This is a genomic window from Mesorhizobium sp. ZC-5 (genome assembly GCF_025753855.1).
Lineage (GTDB): Bacteria > Pseudomonadota > Alphaproteobacteria > Rhizobiales > Rhizobiaceae > Neomesorhizobium.
In genome coordinates this window covers 79,894-94,953 of record NZ_JAOWPT010000007.1, presented here as the reverse complement: position 1 = coordinate 94,953, position 15,060 = coordinate 79,894, and the positions used below count along the sequence as shown (strand labels likewise).

Sequence of the window (15,060 nt, the reverse complement as noted above, 5' to 3'; positions counted from 1 at the left end):
GCCTATGCTGAACTAGGGTACCCGCTGGGCGGATCTGCAGGAGACTTTGTTATCATAATCGAAAGGAGAGCTTTATGGATTCCAATCGGATAAACGGTGGCGGCGCGCAAGGGTTCCCACCGGGGTACGTCCGGACACAGGAGGATCATGATCTATTTAGGCAGGCCGCGAATGAAGCCGGGTCATTATCATCTGCCGCGCTTGTATCGGCGCAGGCTCCGATTTGGAGTTCGAGCGCTCCGTACGGAAGCTTTTCACGCGATGGCTACTCTTGGAACAACGACGTATGGGGCCCGTGCCCTGGGCCTCAGACGATTTCGGTGAGTGGCGTCAACCGGTGGAGCGTATGGTCGAACCAGCCTAATACGCCGGGCATCAAAAGCTATCCGCACGAGGCTTTTAGTATCGGGAAACCGCTCAGTTCAATCAACACTCTGAGCTCGAGCTTCAATCAGGAGGTTCCTACTGGCGGCGCCTGGGATGTCGCCTACGATATCTGGGACAGCTCAAACCAGCATGAGGTAATGCTCTGGACAAACTACACCGGAAACTCGGACGGGAGCGGCAACGTTAAGCCCATTTCATATCATTATGCCCCTTCCGGTGCGGCGATTCCGGTCTACAGCAATGTCAATGTAGGCGGAGCGACTTGGAACGTGTTTGAAGGTGAAGGCCCCGACGGTCACAAGGTCATCTCATTTCTGCGCACTTCGAAGACCAACAGCGGGACAGTGGACATCAAGAGTATCCTGCAGTGGATCAAGTCGAAGGGGTACTTTGGCGACATAAACGTCGGTAGCGTCCAATACGGCGTCGAGATTACCTCGTCCCCGGGGGGAAAGAACTTCAATTTCAACAACTGGTCTGTGACCTCGAAGTGAAGATCCGTGTGCGGGCGGCAAGGTGAGCTGCGCTTATGCCAATGAGCCACGCTGGCTGACGGCCTAGCTTGCGCTTACCGGCTCGCTCGGCCAAAGCGATGGTTGTTTCCCGGCCGCGACGACGAGCGTCCGCTCGTCCACAACGTGCTGCACGCCGCCTGCCGTTCAGTTTGTGCGGCGGCCGGCTTGAGCAAGTCGGTGACAGTGCACACGTTGCGGCACACATTCGCGACCCATCTCCTGGAGAACGGGGCCGACGTGCGCATCATCCAGGTGCTGCTCGGCCATGCCAGTCTGGCCAGCACGGCGCGCTATACCCAAGTCGCCACAAAGACCATCAGCAATACGCCAAGTCCGCTGGACCGGCTCCGCCTGGAGGTCGTGCCGCCCGGCTGAGCGGACCTGATGGCTCCGGTTCTGGAAGTGGCGGATATCTTCCGCCGCCACGGCGAAGCGTTTCGGCAAGCCCGTGCCGAGCATCTGGACCGCGTCGAGCGGCGCGTCATGGGCGCGATCACGGCATGCCGGACGGCTGTGCTCGGCGGCCACGTCGAGCAGTGCGATGACTGCGGCGCCACACGCATCGCCTACAACTCCTGCCTTATGGGCAAAGCCGGTAATGGGGAGCTGGCAATCGCGATCACCGTATTTTCCTGTGTATTGCCGCTCTCGAGCTCTCCATTAGAAGTCGCCCGTGCGGCCCCGTTGGGTCGGCCACTGATGGCCGGTCACATACGGAGACGGACATGTTGGAGACGTACTTCTCGGCAGCGAAGATGCTGGGGCATCTGCGCAGTGGGCCGAGCGGGCCTTACATTGACGGGTTTGCAGCGGCGCTGGAGCAGCAGGGCTATGGCCCCGAGACAGCGGTACGCTATTTGCGAGCGGCAGCTCACATCGGCCATGTCATGGCCGAGCAAGGCGCAGGCCTGACGGACGTTTTGGTCTCGCCGCGTTCGGCGAGCACCTGCGCACTTGCCGGTGTTCACGCGCCAAAGGCGGCCGGCGCAACCACCATACCATCTACGGTGCCAGGCTCTTTCGTCGGCACCTCGTCGAGCTCGGCCTTTGCCGGTCCGAGGCCGTGGGGGCAGCGCCCGCCGAGCCGCAGCCGCTGGTCGCCGACTTCAAGACGTGGCTGCGCAAGCATCGCGGCGCATCCGATGCCACCGTCAGGCTCTACGCCCGCGACGCCGCGGGCCTGATGATGGAGCTTCGATCTGACCCGGCCGGCTGGAAGCCGAACGATGTCCGCAGCTACTTCCTGGAGCGGGCGAGCAATAGCGGGAGTGGCACGATCAAGAAGATTACGACGAGCCTGCGGGCTTTCCTGCGGTATCTCGCAGTCACAGGCCGTTGTCAGGCAGGTCTCGACGGCGCCGTTCCGGCCTACGCTCATTGGCAGCTTGCCGACATGCCCCGGTATCTATCGACCGAGCAGGTCGACCGGCTGATCGCTGCCTGTGACGGCGATGCCGGTGCGCGCCGGCGTGATCGTGCGATCGTACTTTTGTTGGTGCGCCTCGGCCTGCGGGCCGGTGACGGGGCGCAACTGCGTCTCACCGATATCGAGTGGCAAACGGGATCGCTGCGGGTCTGCGGCAAGTCGCGCTACGAGGTCCGGCTGCCGCTACCGCAAGACGTCGGGGATGCGATCGCCGCCTACCTCGAATGCCGGCTGTCTACCCGCCGGAACGATGTCTTGTTCCTGCGCACGATCGCGCCGTGCCGGCCATTCCGACGAGGCGACGGCATCTCGTCGGTGGTGAAGCGTATCATGAAGCGGGCTGACATCGTGCCGCCGGTCAAAGGGGCCCACGCTCTGCGGCACACCGCGGCGACCGAGATGCTGCGCCACGGCGTGCCGCTCGACAAGATCGGCCTCGTCCTTCGGCATCGCGGCATCGATACGACGGCCTATTACGCAAAGGCCGACGTCGCGCTGCTGAAGCAGGTTGCTCAGCCCTGGCCGGAGGCGCTCTGATGCTCGACGCCATCGAGACCTATCTCGCGCTCCGCCGCACTACGGGCTTCGCGATGTCGACCGCGGAGTACCTGCTGAAGAGCTTTGCCGCCTTCGCGACCGCACGCGGACAAACGTACGTCCAGACAAAAACAGCGATCGACTGGGCCGCGCTGGGACCATCCGTCGCGCAACGGGATGCACGGCTAAGAGCCGTCTGTCGCTTCGTACGCCATGTCCGGGTGGAGGACGTCGGGCACGAGCTGCCGCCTGCAAATCACTTCAGCGCCCGTAAGAAGCGTCGCACGCCGCACATCTAAACGACAGACGAGATCAGTCGGCTGGTCGAAGCTGCGCTGCGGCTTCGGCCAATGCGCGACTTACGCCCGCACACGCAAGCGACCTTGATCGCGCTGCTCTCATCCACAGGGCTCAGGATCTCCGAAGCCCTAAAGCTGACGATCGCGGACGTGACCCGCGACGGTCTGCTGATCCGCGAGACCAAGTTCCGCAAGACGCGATTGGTGCCGCTGCACGATACGGCGGCGGCCGGCTTGCAGCGATACCTGGCACGTCGCGGGCCCGGCTCAGACGATGATCCGGTGTTCATCGACAAGCGCAACCGGCCGCTACGCTACATTGCCGTCAAGGAGATCTTCGACAGGCTGGTCGACAAGGCTGGCATCAGATCGACGTCGGCTCGCCGTCCTCGCCTGCACGATCTGCGCCATAACTCCGAGTGCCGGATTATTCCGAGTGGCGACCGGGAGGCCAAAGAATGCGGGCGATTTGTGGCTTTTGTGTCTGCATTATCAGAGGCTCTTCAGGAATGTGAGGAGATGGTCGTCGGGCTTGTAGCGGCCCAACCGGATGTCGGCCGTGTCGGTCCTTGCCAGAGCTTGCTCCTTGAGCTTCATGTCGGCCTGAAGATAGATGGCGGTGGTTTCGACCGACTCGTGGCCCAGCCACAGAGCGATGACCGAGCGGTCGACGCCGTGCTGCCGGCCTGACCTTCCCGCCTGGCTGCCGTCGCCTCTACATCGCAGCTGATGCCGACGCCGCCGGCCGTCAGGGCATCGAGCGCCTCAGCCAGCGCGCGGGCGAGTCAGGGATCCTTGCCCTGGTGTTGCGGCCGCAGCTCGGCGACTTCAACGACGATCTGCGTCATCTCGGGCCTGCCCGTCTCGCGGCATGGCTCCGCGACCAGCTCGTCCCGGAGGATGCCCGTCTCTTGCTGCCGCCCGGATGAATGGGTTCGGGCCGACACGCGGGCCGGGACGGCGTCGCCGGATAGCCTGCAGACATAGCGGCGGTCCGCCGGAGAGGCCGCGCCCGCGGCCTGCCTGAGAGGCGACCCCTGCCACCCCCCGTTCACGGCCGCAACGGCTGCGCCGTCCTCCGCTCGCGCTCCGGCCTTCGGTGCTGCCGCGCCCGCGGCGCGGCCGGGTTGCGCTGTCAGGCCGCGATAGGCGCGGCCACAACCGACGGAGACACGCCATGACCTACGAGCTTCCTCTCGACAACGGCTACGAGCCCTACCACGCCTCCTCGCCGACCGACCGCGTCATCCTCGAACTGCAGATGTACGGCCATCGCCCGCATCAGGACGAACCTGATCCTCGGCCGCTTCCCGACGACGAAGTGATCCGGGCTGGCCTCGCCGGGATCGTCGAGACCTTAGCCGGCATGCTTGGCGACACCAGGCTCGAACCCGATCTCGACGACCTGCTCTGGTCCTTCGCAAACGTCTTCCACCGTGCCGCCGAGCGCGTCGCCCGCAGCCTCGACCGCAACGAGGAAGCCCATCGCTCAAGCCAGCATGAGCAGGACGGCTCGGAGGTGAAGTCCGTCGAGCTGGAGCGGCTGACCGCGGAAGGCATCAGCTATATCGAGCGCCGCAACGTGCTCGAAATCATGCGCGATGAGGCCGCCGATCTCTACGAGGCACAAACCGGATCGGCATGGCGACCGCGCACCGGCTCCAAGGTCTCCCACCAGGCGATGACCGCTTCGGTGATCGACTCCAGAGACTTCCTCGCCGCCCGCCGACACGCCGAAACCGAGGTGCTCGTCCCGGCCGGCACCAAGATCGCCTTCGCCGGCGGCCTCGACTGCAACGACCACGACCGGATCTGGGACGCGCTCGACAAGGCCCGCGAAAAACATCCCGACATGGTCCTGCTCCACGGCGGCAGCCCGCGCGGCGCCGAACGCATCGCAGCCTGCTGGGCCGAAAGCCGCAAGGTCACCCAGATCGCCTTCAAGCCGGACTGGACCCGACACGCCAAGGCGGCTCCGTTCCGCCGCAACGACCAGCTTCTCTCGGTGGTGCCCTACGGCCTGATCGTCTTTCCCGGCTCCGGCATCACCGACAACCTTGCCGACAAGGCGCGTCGGCTGGGCATTCCCGTCTGGCGGTTCGCGGAGGGCGGCGCGTGAGCGCCGTTTTCTTGCAAATCCAGAAAATCCAGATAATATGGAGATTGGTAAGGAGGCCAGCCATGCGCCAGTTCACGACCGGGGATCTCAACAAGCAGGTTGGCGACGTCACCGACGTTGCCAGCCGCGAACCCGTTATTCTCACCAAGCACCGGAAACCCCGGTTCGTGCTGATGAGCTACGAGCACTACGAACGGATGCGCATCGGCGGCGATCCCCGCCGCGCATACCATGTCTCCGAGATGCCGGAGGAACACACGGAACTCTTCGCCGCAGAGATCGACCGATTGGCGCGCGGGGAAGGATACGATGATGAGCGGTAGATTTCTGCCTGGTCAGGTGATCTCCTATCCTTATCTTTGGGCATGGCAACACGAGCGCGGCGAAACGGAAGGCCGCAAGAGCCGGCCGACCTGCGTCGTCATCGCTGTCCGCGGCGCAAGAGATGGCCTGACCCATCTCGCGCTCCTGGCGATAACCACCCAGCCACCGACCAACGATCGGGTCGGTTTGGAAGTCTCCGCTATCGAGTGCCGCCGCGCCGGTCTGACCGATCTCAAACGCTGCTGGATCGTGGTTGACGAATACAACTACGATATTGCCGAACGCTCCTGGTACATCGAATCCGACGGTAAGCCCCTCGGTCGTTTCAGCAAGGCTTTCATGATGAAGATCGCAGGCGCCTTTATCGAAGCGCGCAGCGAGGGCCGCCGCCTCAGCCGTCTGGACTGACGTTCTCTTTTCGCGGCCATGCGCTCGATCCGGGACGTGAGCCTCTGGCTGGCCGACAAAGGCCGCTAACTGCACGCGCGTAGCGCCTCCGGCTGCTCAGGATCCGGGCGCGCCGGCCTGCGGCCGGCCGGGCTCTCGTCGCGGCGTCCCGCCGCTCCGCGAGCCAGCTTCGCCGTCTCGGCCTTCCGGTGACGATCCCTCGCGCAGGGCCAGAGGGAGAGGGCGGCCGGCGCGGGGCGGGGGCGCTGGAGAGAAGGGAAAGTCACCATGTCGATGATATTCATAGGTGGATCACGCGAGATATTCGAGCTGCCGGAACCTGCCATCGCTCGCATCGGCGCAATCGTTGCTGCCGAGCACGGCGTGCTGATTGGCGACGCGCCTGGAGCCGATGCCGAGGCGCAGGGCCTGCTCGCCGGCTACAAGTACGAGCATGTCGGGGTCTTCCATGCCGGCAAGGAACCCCACAACAATCTCGGCGACTGGGCCGCCTACCATGTCCCGTCACCTGGAGGCACTCATGGATCTTGGTACGACGCCGCCAAGGACCGGGAGATGGCGCGGCGCGCCGACTTTGGCATGATGGTCTGGGACGGCGCATCACCCGGTACGGCCGTCAACGTGCTTCGGCTCGCCATCGCCAACAAGCCGTGCGTCATTTACGATCTGGCCAGGGGCCGGATGGCGACGACGTACAATGTGGAGGACTGGTGCGCCATGCTTCGCCATGCTGATCCGGACATTCGCCGCCAAGCCGAAGCCCGCATGACGCCGGACGAGCGTCTAACGTTGCCAGGATGATGGATCAGGTCCTGCCGACAGCCGGCGGGGTCAATCCGATATGTTGATCCGGCAGCTCGCCGCCTAATCCACTTGTATGAGCGGACGGAGCCGGCCCCTTTCGAAACCGGTCCACGCGCAGAGCCGCCGGGCGTTGTGCGGATGATCATCTTGACCCGTCTCGCCTCTGAAGCGGGTGCAAGCGCGCCGAACAACATCCTGGCTTGCCGGGTCATCCAACCTGACTGCGCGGTATCATCCCCGAGGGGCGTGAAGGCCGCTGCCAGCCGGCCCCGATCTCGAAACCGCTATGCCGCCATACCGAACACGCAAGGCGGTCACGCGCCGGGCTGCTGTTCGATGTGTTGGCGATGCCGACCACATGACCCGAGAGGCTGCAGCATGTTCCTGCGATCCGGCAGCGTTGCCTCCGCGGTCTAGCGATGGCGGCCTGCGTTCTTTTCCTTCGGTCGCATCCGGGGCCATTCCCGTTTCATGTCGCCTTTGTAGACGACCGCCTGCTTTGTGCGGTCAACCCCCGTTGGGGGTACACTCGGCGAATATTCAGGAAAATTCGATTTCTGTTTTTGTCTGCGGGCAGGCGAAGGGCCTGCCCGCAATTTTTCGGCAAATAGAATTTTCCAGAATTTTCGCCGAGATGACCGCAGCAGGACGGCCCTCTCCTTTGGCGCCATCGGGAATGGTCCCGATGCAACCGAAGGAGAACTACCATGGCCACCACGATCGCAAACCTCACCACCAAGGCCGACGGCTCGATGGAAGGCGTCTTTGCCACGCTCCGGGTCAATGCCCCGATCACCCTCATCCCGAACACCAACAAGTCGCGCGAGGACGCCCCCGACTACCGGATCGTCAACAAGCGCACAGGCTTCGAGATCGGAGCCGGCTGGCACCGCATCTCCCAGCGTTCGGGAGAGGAGTACCTCTCGGTCAAGCTGGAGGCCCCCGAGATCGGCGTCATCTTCGGCAACCTCGCTCCCGCCCCCGGCGGCGAGGAAAACAAGAAGGTCATCCTCTGGAACAACCCCCAGTGAAGCATCGGTGGCCGGCCCCGCAAGGGGCCGGCTCCCCACCGGCAAAAGGAGGTTGCAATGAGCCGCTACACCATCACTGTCACTGGCACCGTCACCGGACAGGGCCGCTCGGACCCAGACGCTGTCATCGGCTACGATCCGCCACTTCGAACCTACTTCCTGCAAGCGTTCCCGCACGAAGAAACCGACGAGCCCGGTCTTTGGCTCGGCACCCACGATCGCGCGTTCGAAACGCTTGAGGATCTTCACCGCGCAGCCATCTCGCACGGCTACGACTTCATGCCGCTGCCGCCCAAACTGGCCGCAAAGCTGGTCGACGACAAAGCGGCAGCCAGCGGGCGTCCGGTGCAAGACACAATCCTCGGCCAGGTGCTGAAACGCCTCAACCACCCCAAGTAGGCAACACGTCTCAGGGCCCGCGACGGAGTGTTCCGTTGCGGGCCCCTTTTTTGCGCGTCGGAAAAGAGCCACGAACATCAACGGTCCGAGGTAGCGACTCCAAACCGCGGATTACTTTTGCGACCCTGCCGCAGCCGATTAAGGAAATCGGGCCCAACTGCCGGGGACGATTCAGAACAGGCGAGCCGTTGAGGCGGTCGCGACAGGATTCTGGACTTTCCGCGTGTTTTGGGCGCATTCTTGCGGCGGGGAGAAGGGGCTTGGCTAAATCCCGCTACGATGATCGGTCGGGGCCGTGGCGCAATCGTACCGGCGCAGGACGCCCGCTCGCACGAGGCTGGGCCAGCGTGCCGATGCGGCTAGTCTTCGTGACGGTGGCTGCGACCTCCGCTCTGGTAACGCAGTTTGTCATGCACGACAGCGGGTCCCTCCCGGAAATCAATCTGCAGAACCTGATCACGCCGCGACCGGTAGCAATTGCTGGGGTCGCATCTGTCATCGACGGCGACACGATCGAGATCCATGGCCAGCGCATTCGCTTCAATGGTATCGATGCACCGGAGTCAGCACAGCAGTGCGACGACGCCAATGGCTTCCACTATCAATGCGGCGCCAAGTCCGCCGCCGCTCTCGATGCCTTTCTCGCCGCCTCGCGACCGACCCGATGCACGTTTGTGTCATGGGATCGGTATGGCCGCTATGTCGGCAATTGCCGGCGGGCCGATGGTGTCAGCGTCGCCGCCTGGATGGTCGAGAACGGTCAAGCTCTTGATTGGCCGAAATACAGCCAAGGTGCCTACGCCATGCTGCAGGAGAAGGCCAAGGCGGCAAAGGTTGGCATCTGGGCAGGAACGTTTCAAGCGCCTTGGGATTGGCGTGCCAAGCATCGCGCTGACAACGAACAGCCATCGATGATCGCTCCCCTGCTCGCAGTGTCGCCCAGTGCCTGCAACATCAAGGGCAACATCAATGCCCGCGGGGAGCACATCTATCACATGCCTGGCCAGGAATATTACGATCGCACGGTCATCACGACCAGCAAGGGTGAGCGCTGGTTCTGCAGCGAGGAAGAGGCGGTGGCGGCCGGTTGGCGCAAAGCAAAGCGTTAAGCCACAGGGCCAGTTATTGCCCTGCTTTTCGCCTGCGCTGGCGCGTACCGCGGGACCGCTGAGTGCTTCAACGGCTCAGAAAGTGCGAGCATGCGGCAGTGTCAGGATCACTGAATTCCGACGGGCAACATCGCGCCTGCGCCCGGTACACGAAGCGACTTTGTTCAAAGCCTGGCTCCCGTCGCCGTAACGGTTGCCTGTCAACCAGACGGGATCGCTTCTGCGCGTCGGGGGGATCGCGGCTGATAGCCACGCATCCGCTTGGCGCGCAGCAGCTCGAGGAAAAGGGCTACGGCTTCACCCTCGGTATCAAAGGAGTGCTGTACCGTGCGGCCGGTGGTTCCAATCCGGCCCCAACGCCGGACCAGGCAGGTCTGGCCGAACAGTGTCTCCTCAATCGACAGTGCATAGAAGCGCGCCATGTTCCGATCCGCGTCGCGGCGTTCGATACAGAGGCGATAGAGCTGCGCGATCATTGCGGACAGAATCGCGCAGCCGGACGCGCGCGTCCAATGAATGGTTTGAATCAGCAGACGCGGATTGATTCACGCTGATGATGGATGGAACCGAACGTCAGTCGTTCAGCAGCCTCTTTGATGGCCCTTCCTGGAGAGATGCAGCAAATCCTCGTTGGCCCGTATCGTGCGCGGTCGGTCGTGACGATCGACGCTGATCACCGCGTCTGGCTACTTCGGCTGCCGGGCAAGGAATTCCGTTATCAGACCCTGAACCACCTCCTGCATGGTTGTCCTATTGCGCGCGCAATGGACCTGCAGCTCGATCATCTGCGAAACCGGAATGCGCGTGTGCAGCCGGGCTGTCTCGCCGGCTGCCTTTGGCTTTTCGAGCCTCGAATTCGCCGTTCTGGCAGACTGGGTTCTCGTCTGCTGCTCCAGGTTGTCCGTTTCGCTGATGCTGGATTCCACTATGGCAGCCATGTTGCGCGAGAACGGAGCATCCGAACGGGCACGCGGTTTCAAGGCAGGCAGCGGAAGCTGGTTTGCGGTCCGATCGTTTTTCTCGTTCATTGCGAGGTGGCTCCGTTCAGTTTGCGGATGATCTCGGCGGTCAGAGCATTCGTCTGGTCGCGAGCGTCCTGCACCGCCTTGTTCACGGGCTGGACTTCGTAGAGCGTCCCGGCGGTTGCGATTGAGGCGAAGGTCGGCCGTTGCGACAAAAAGGTCTCAAGCACGCTGGCGTCGGCCTGCCGCAGCAGCTGGATCGCCGTGCGAAAAGCCATGGTGTTGTGCTCGATCCCCGAAACCATGTTGAGCATCACCGCGTAGGGAATTTCGCGGTGGCGTCCGCCAAGCGATCGGATGTGCCGGATCAGGCCGAGGCACTGCTTGACATCGAAGACGTGCGCTTTCGTCGGGATCAGCACGAAGTCGGCGTTGGCGACGGCCGGGCCGAGGGCAGCCACGGCCGTGCCCTGGACATCGACCAGCAGAAGGTCCTCGGCGTCAGATTGCGCCAGGCGGTCGATCAGTTCGTCGGTCGAGCTGATAGGGATGACGTCGATGTTCGAAAGAGCGTACCCGGCGCGGTGACTGTTTTTGCTCCACTCCACCGCGGACAATTGCGGATCGGTGTCGAGCACCGACACCCGGTGACCGGCGGCGGCGAATTCGCCAGCGAGCAGGATGGTGGTCATGGTCTTGCCGACCCCGCCTTTGGGCGAGGCCACTGTGATTTGCACCGCGCGTTGTTCCGGCATTTTTTCTCCCAATATTCGCGTGTCACTTTGGCGCCAAAGCGCAGAGGCGATCTGGCGCCAAAGTGCCTTTCTTTCATTATGCCAATGCGCCAATGCGACGAAGTGCGGAGGCACATAAGCGACTGTGCGATAATATGAATTTGCGCACTTAGTTCAATGTTCGAAGGTGCAAAATCGACTCAGCGTTAGTTCATCAGTGAGTTAGTATAATGTTGCGTATTGAATTGACAAGATACGCAATTTGGGTCCAAATTGGCTGGGCAGGTCGTCGCTTCGCTTCGACCTGGACCGTCTTCGACGTGAGGCCCCATGGCGAGAATTTTCGGCACCAGCCCCGCCCAAAAGGACACTCGAAAGCGCTCCAGGATCGATATCGGGCCGGAGGCGGGCGCACTCCTGGACGAGGCCTGCAAGGTGTTCCAGCTTGACCGGGCGGAGACGTTGCGACGCATCATCCGGGCCAGCCTGGATGTCGGCCCCGCTCTGTCGGCAGAGAATTCACGCACTGTCGCGGCCTTGGCCTCGCAAGTCCGGATGGTCGGCCGAAACCTCAGCCAGCTTCTGCATGCCATTCATTCCGGCCACGCCGTCCCAATGGAGGCGACGTTGCCGATATGGGACGCACTGGATGTCAGGGTGAAAGCTGTCGACGCCGAATTGACGGCAATGACGATTGCCCATGGCCTGAAACTTCGGAAGGCGGCGCATCTGCTGGATGGTGAGGACGCGTGAACCTCGACCCGTCGTCCATACAGGCCATAGCCGATCGGATTCGAGCGAGCGCAGCTTTTGAAGAAGAGAACCGCAAGCGCCGCCATCGGGCCCTGTTGTCCTTTGCTGGAAATGACGATGATTGGTTGTTCAAGACGGTTCGCGGCGGGCCGGGGGAGGGCGGTTTCGGCGGAAGCCAGCCCCCGGAACCCGCCGTGCCGCGCTCGTCTGCCCGGGAGTTGGAGCCGCCGCGCGGTAAAGCCGGGCGACTAAACTTCGCCCTGCCAACGAAGCGGCGGAAGCTCGCCGGCGGACCTGCGCCGAGGGCGGCTGCCGACCGGCTGGCGGCCGGGTATCAGCCGGCGGTTCTGAAGGTGATTTCCTATGGGCACGGCGTCACAAGAGCAGCCGCCATCGGTCAATATATCCAGAAGGAGGGCGTCGCGCTCGAAACTCATGACGCCCGCATCCTCGCGACGCAGGCCGCCGTTGCCGAGGAAATGAAACAGTGGGGCAAGGGCTTCGACAAGCGGCGGGAAAGCGACGATGTCGCGACGTTCCGGCTTTCGGTGGCAGGAGAGGAGAATGCCGAGCGCCTTTCATTGGCGGTTCAGGCTGGTTTTGCCGGCCACGGTTTCGCCTATCGTATCGACACGCTACAGGACGGATCGAGCGTTGCGCGTGTCGTTGCGACCATGGCCGGACACAGCGTCGTGCGGGGCGAGAACGGAGACGAGAAGAAGAAGCATCGGTTTCACTTTTCCGATCGGCGCCAGGAGGATCGCCGGTTCTCGGCACCGACCCGGGCCATGATCGCCTCGCGGATCGCCGAGACGCTTGGGGTCAAGGAGGATACTGTTTCGGTCAAGCCAATTGGGGAAGCCAGCCACGGCAAAGCTGGTGTCGTGTTCCATCTCTCGCGCCTTACCCATGACGGAGCGGCGATCGGCGCCGACGGCGTCACGATCGCGTCTGAGGAGGCGGTCCGGCAGACCGCGCAGTCCTGGGACAAGACGCTGAATTCCTACAAGCCGCGCGACACTATGCATATGATCCTGTCGGCCAAGGCAGGTGAGGACGGACAAGCCCTGGTGAGGGCCGCACGTGGGTTCCTGCATGAACAGTTCCCCAATCACAAATTCGCCTTTGGGATGCATGCCGACATGGCCGAGGAGGGCGGCCATATTCATGTCCATGCCATCGTCGCGGTGAAGGGTGAGGATGGTCAGCGATTGCGACCAGGTCCGGCCCAACTTCGCGAATGGCGCGCGCTCTATGCTCAGCACGCACAAGCACAGGGCATGAAAATCGTCGCGACCTCCGCGGCCTATCGAGCGTCATCACAAAGCTATGGTCCGCGCGACAAGGCGATCGTTGCCACGGCCGAAAAGCCGCGGCCAGGTAGGGAGGCGCGGGACCGCGCGTATGCCCGTGCAAACCCGCAGGTCATCGAGAAAGCACGACAGCGGATCGACTACGCGAGGGCCAACCCGATCAAGATTCCGATTTCGGCGCGCCAGCTGCAGGCCACCCAGGCAAGCCTTCGGGACTGGCACTCGGTTGCTGCTTCTCAGCCGGATAACGCGATAGCGAATCAATTTATTGATCGGATGACGCAAGCTTTCCGATCCGGTACTGTTGTGGTTGCTATTCGAGATGGAAAGGGTGTTCAAATGAGTTCAGATGCCACCGCGGACAAGATGCGGGAAAACCTAAAAGAGATCAACGAGACCGTAAACAAGACGGCCGCCATGATGAACGGCCAGACCAAGGCAGAGTTCTTGCGAAGCGCAGCGCCGACCATGGAGCTGCTGGCGATCCGAACGGATCTCAAATCTATGCAGGAGCGCGGTGTGACGCACATTTCGCATGAAGAAGCGCATCAGATCGCCGGATCACGAAGTGAAGCGCTTATCGCAAGAGCATGGGAGATGGAAGATCAACAGTATAGGACCAAAGATCCGTCAGAATGGACGGATGTTGATGTAGCGGCGTTCGCAAGATCCGTGCAACGCTCAGATGATGAATTTTATTCGAAAGGAAACGCGGAACAAGATGAGCCCTTTGCTGAACATGTTAAAGATTATGCTTGGGAGAAGGCGCGACAAGAATATGGTCCTGCTCAACATGAACCAGCGGTCGTGCAGCTCACAAATCGTGCACGTGAGATCGAGGCTACGGAGCACCTAGAGGCACAGCGCGCGAACGAAATCCGCAATCGTGCCATCGAGCGACAACTTCGTGATGAACATGCCGGCTCAATCGATCCGACATCGCTTGAGCAGGTTGCACAAGACCGCGAAATGGTTCGCAATGCCGAAAGCATCGCTGCGAAGGAAGCCCGCGAGGCACAAGCCGCAAGCGAAGCCGCGCGTTCATTGGCGCACAATCCTCACGAGCCGCTTGATCCTGAGATCGTCAAAGGCGAACGGCTCGAAGAACTGCAGCGCCTGCAGTCGAGAAGCATCAACACCGCTCCAGTCGAAGGCGAAGAGCCGGATTCACAAAAGCCGCAAAAGCAGTAGTTGCCTCGCCATGCAACCACTGCGGGGCTCGTTGTTCCCTAAGCCGGGCTCTGGCAGCGGCTCCGTTCGGCACACGCTCGCGTCCAAACGCGGATGGACTCCGAGGAAAGGCGAGGATTAGACACCTGGTGATTATGCAACCTCCTTCACCCGGATTTCTATATCCAAGTGAGCGGAGGCGGCGATGTTGACGAGCGCGTCAAGCGAAAACTTGGCGAGCTTACCGCGCAGCAGATCATTGATACGAGGGCGCGTCAGGCCGAGCCGCTTGGCGGCTTCCTCCTGGGGAATGCCCCAACGCTGGACTGCCTTACGAATTTCGTAGAGCAGCGCCGAGCGCGCTTTAAGGTTTGCTGCCTCCTGTTCGGTGTCCGCCAGGGCGTCCCAGACGTTCTCATAGATTTCTACGTTCATCGTTCTGCCTTCCATCGTTTTAGCCGTTGAGCCGCCAGATCGAGGTCTTTCTTGGATGTGGCCTGTGTCTTCTTCTGGAACGCGTGAAGCACCAAAACGCGGTCCTCCAGGGTTGCCAGATAGATGACGCGGAACGCTCCCGATGCCTCCCGGACTCTGATTTCCCTGACGCCGGCCCCCACGATCTGCATAGGCTTCCAGTCGTCGGGATCGTCGCCGCGCTGGACAAGTTCGAGCTGCCAGCCGGCCTCTATCCGCGCATCGTCAGGAAACGCTCGAACATCCGCCCGACTGTTTCCCAGCCATTCAATCACCTTCATCGGGGTGCACTGTAT

General features: G+C 62.3%; 18 protein-coding genes and 3 pseudogenes. 16 read left to right on the top strand and 5 right to left on the bottom strand.

From position 1 onward, the window contains the following. Positions 1-74 precede the first annotated feature (74 nt). The 14 genes and pseudogenes from OHD58_RS19175 to OHD58_RS19110 all read left to right on the top strand — a co-directional run bounded on the left by OHD58_RS19175 (position 75) and on the right by OHD58_RS19110 (position 9,358). A complete protein-coding gene (locus OHD58_RS19175; RefSeq protein ID WP_263804997.1) occupies positions 75-881 on the top strand; it encodes a glycoside hydrolase family 12 protein in 807 nt (268 codons plus the stop codon). 75 nt (positions 882-956) lie between these two features. Beyond that, a pseudogene (locus OHD58_RS19170) lies at positions 957-1,277 on the top strand (tyrosine-type recombinase/integrase); the annotation flags it as partial. A gap of 9 nt (positions 1,278-1,286) precedes the next feature. Beyond that, positions 1,287-1,481, top strand: a pseudogene (locus OHD58_RS19165) (transposase zinc-binding domain-containing protein); the annotation flags it as partial. Positions 1,482-1,965: 484 nt separating this feature from the next. Further along, positions 1,966-2,865 carry a tyrosine-type recombinase/integrase gene (locus OHD58_RS19160; protein WP_006205578.1) on the top strand — a complete coding sequence of 300 codons (900 nt, stop codon included), beginning with the start codon at positions 1,966-1,968 and terminating at the stop codon, positions 2,863-2,865. Next, on the top strand, positions 2,865-3,164 hold the full coding sequence (locus tag OHD58_RS19155; protein WP_263804996.1) for a hypothetical protein: 300 nt from the start codon (positions 2,865-2,867) through the stop codon (positions 3,162-3,164). Before OHD58_RS19160 ends, OHD58_RS19155 begins: the two co-directional genes overlap by 1 nt. 51 nt (positions 3,165-3,215) lie before the next feature. Next, on the top strand, positions 3,216-3,854 hold the full coding sequence (locus tag OHD58_RS19150) for a tyrosine-type recombinase/integrase (RefSeq protein WP_263804995.1): 639 nt from the start codon (positions 3,216-3,218) through the stop codon (positions 3,852-3,854). After that, positions 3,845-4,093 (top strand): annotated as a pseudogene (locus tag OHD58_RS19145) (toprim domain-containing protein); the annotation flags it as partial. The gene OHD58_RS19150 and the pseudogene OHD58_RS19145, both read left to right, overlap by 10 nt. 248 nt (positions 4,094-4,341) lie before the next feature. Further along, positions 4,342-5,283, top strand: coding sequence for a DUF2493 domain-containing protein (locus OHD58_RS19140; RefSeq protein WP_263804994.1), 942 nt, complete (start codon positions 4,342-4,344; stop codon positions 5,281-5,283). Between the two features lie 62 nt (positions 5,284-5,345). Continuing rightward, positions 5,346-5,606 carry a type II toxin-antitoxin system prevent-host-death family antitoxin gene (locus OHD58_RS19135; protein ID WP_057143280.1) on the top strand — a complete coding sequence of 87 codons (261 nt, stop codon included), beginning with the start codon at positions 5,346-5,348 and terminating at the stop codon, positions 5,604-5,606. Then, positions 5,596-6,015 carry a hypothetical protein gene (locus OHD58_RS19130; RefSeq protein ID WP_263804993.1) on the top strand — a complete coding sequence of 140 codons (420 nt, stop codon included), beginning with the start codon at positions 5,596-5,598 and terminating at the stop codon, positions 6,013-6,015. Before OHD58_RS19135 ends, OHD58_RS19130 begins: the two co-directional genes overlap by 11 nt. A 267-nt stretch (positions 6,016-6,282) precedes the next feature. Next, on the top strand, positions 6,283-6,816 hold the full coding sequence (locus OHD58_RS19125) for a hypothetical protein (protein ID WP_263804992.1): 534 nt from the start codon (positions 6,283-6,285) through the stop codon (positions 6,814-6,816). 710 nt (positions 6,817-7,526) lie between these two features. Further along, positions 7,527-7,850 carry a DUF736 domain-containing protein gene (locus tag OHD58_RS19120; RefSeq protein ID WP_006205585.1) on the top strand — a complete coding sequence of 108 codons (324 nt, stop codon included), beginning with the start codon at positions 7,527-7,529 and terminating at the stop codon, positions 7,848-7,850. 57 nt (positions 7,851-7,907) lie between these two features. Next, the gene (locus OHD58_RS19115) at positions 7,908-8,249 is read left to right on the top strand and encodes a hypothetical protein (protein WP_263804991.1); all 342 of its coding nucleotides are present in this window, start codon (positions 7,908-7,910) and stop codon (positions 8,247-8,249) included. 368 nt (positions 8,250-8,617) lie between these two features. After that, the gene (locus OHD58_RS19110) at positions 8,618-9,358 is read left to right on the top strand and encodes a thermonuclease family protein (protein WP_263804990.1); all 741 of its coding nucleotides are present in this window, start codon (positions 8,618-8,620) and stop codon (positions 9,356-9,358) included. A gap of 200 nt (positions 9,359-9,558) precedes the next feature. Here OHD58_RS19110 and OHD58_RS19105 read toward each other — a convergent pair whose 3' ends face one another. The 3 genes from OHD58_RS19105 to OHD58_RS19095 form a co-directional block, all read right to left on the bottom strand. Further along, on the bottom strand, positions 9,559-9,834 hold the full coding sequence (locus OHD58_RS19105; RefSeq protein ID WP_006205588.1) for a WGR domain-containing protein: 276 nt from the start codon (positions 9,832-9,834) through the stop codon (positions 9,559-9,561). A gap of 210 nt (positions 9,835-10,044) precedes the next feature. Then, complete coding sequence (locus OHD58_RS19100; RefSeq protein ID WP_263804989.1) at positions 10,045-10,386, bottom strand: hypothetical protein; 342 nt, start codon at positions 10,384-10,386, stop codon at positions 10,045-10,047. Then, positions 10,383-11,075 carry a ParA family protein gene (locus OHD58_RS19095; RefSeq protein WP_263804988.1) on the bottom strand — a complete coding sequence of 231 codons (693 nt, stop codon included), beginning with the start codon at positions 11,073-11,075 and terminating at the stop codon, positions 10,383-10,385. Before OHD58_RS19095 ends, OHD58_RS19100 begins: the two co-directional genes overlap by 4 nt. A gap of 309 nt (positions 11,076-11,384) precedes the next feature. On the opposite strand from OHD58_RS19095, the gene OHD58_RS19090 reads away from it, so the two are divergent. Together OHD58_RS19090 and OHD58_RS19085 are read left to right on the top strand one after the other, a co-directional pair. Further along, positions 11,385-11,807, top strand: a complete 423-nt coding sequence (locus OHD58_RS19090) for a hypothetical protein (protein ID WP_006205591.1) — start codon at positions 11,385-11,387, stop codon at positions 11,805-11,807. Further along, a complete protein-coding gene (locus OHD58_RS19085; RefSeq protein ID WP_263804987.1) occupies positions 11,804-14,311 on the top strand; it encodes a relaxase/mobilization nuclease domain-containing protein in 2,508 nt (835 codons plus the stop codon). Before OHD58_RS19090 ends, OHD58_RS19085 begins: the two co-directional genes overlap by 4 nt. Before the next feature lie 132 nt (positions 14,312-14,443). Here the strand turns inward: OHD58_RS19085 and OHD58_RS19080 are convergent, their stop codons facing one another. Next, positions 14,444-14,725, bottom strand: coding sequence for a helix-turn-helix domain-containing protein (locus tag OHD58_RS19080; protein WP_006205593.1), 282 nt, complete (start codon positions 14,723-14,725; stop codon positions 14,444-14,446). Beyond that, a complete protein-coding gene (locus tag OHD58_RS19075; protein WP_263804986.1) occupies positions 14,722-15,045 on the bottom strand; it encodes a type II toxin-antitoxin system RelE/ParE family toxin in 324 nt (107 codons plus the stop codon). Before OHD58_RS19075 ends, OHD58_RS19080 begins: the two co-directional genes overlap by 4 nt. Positions 15,046-15,060: the final 15 nt, after the last annotated feature.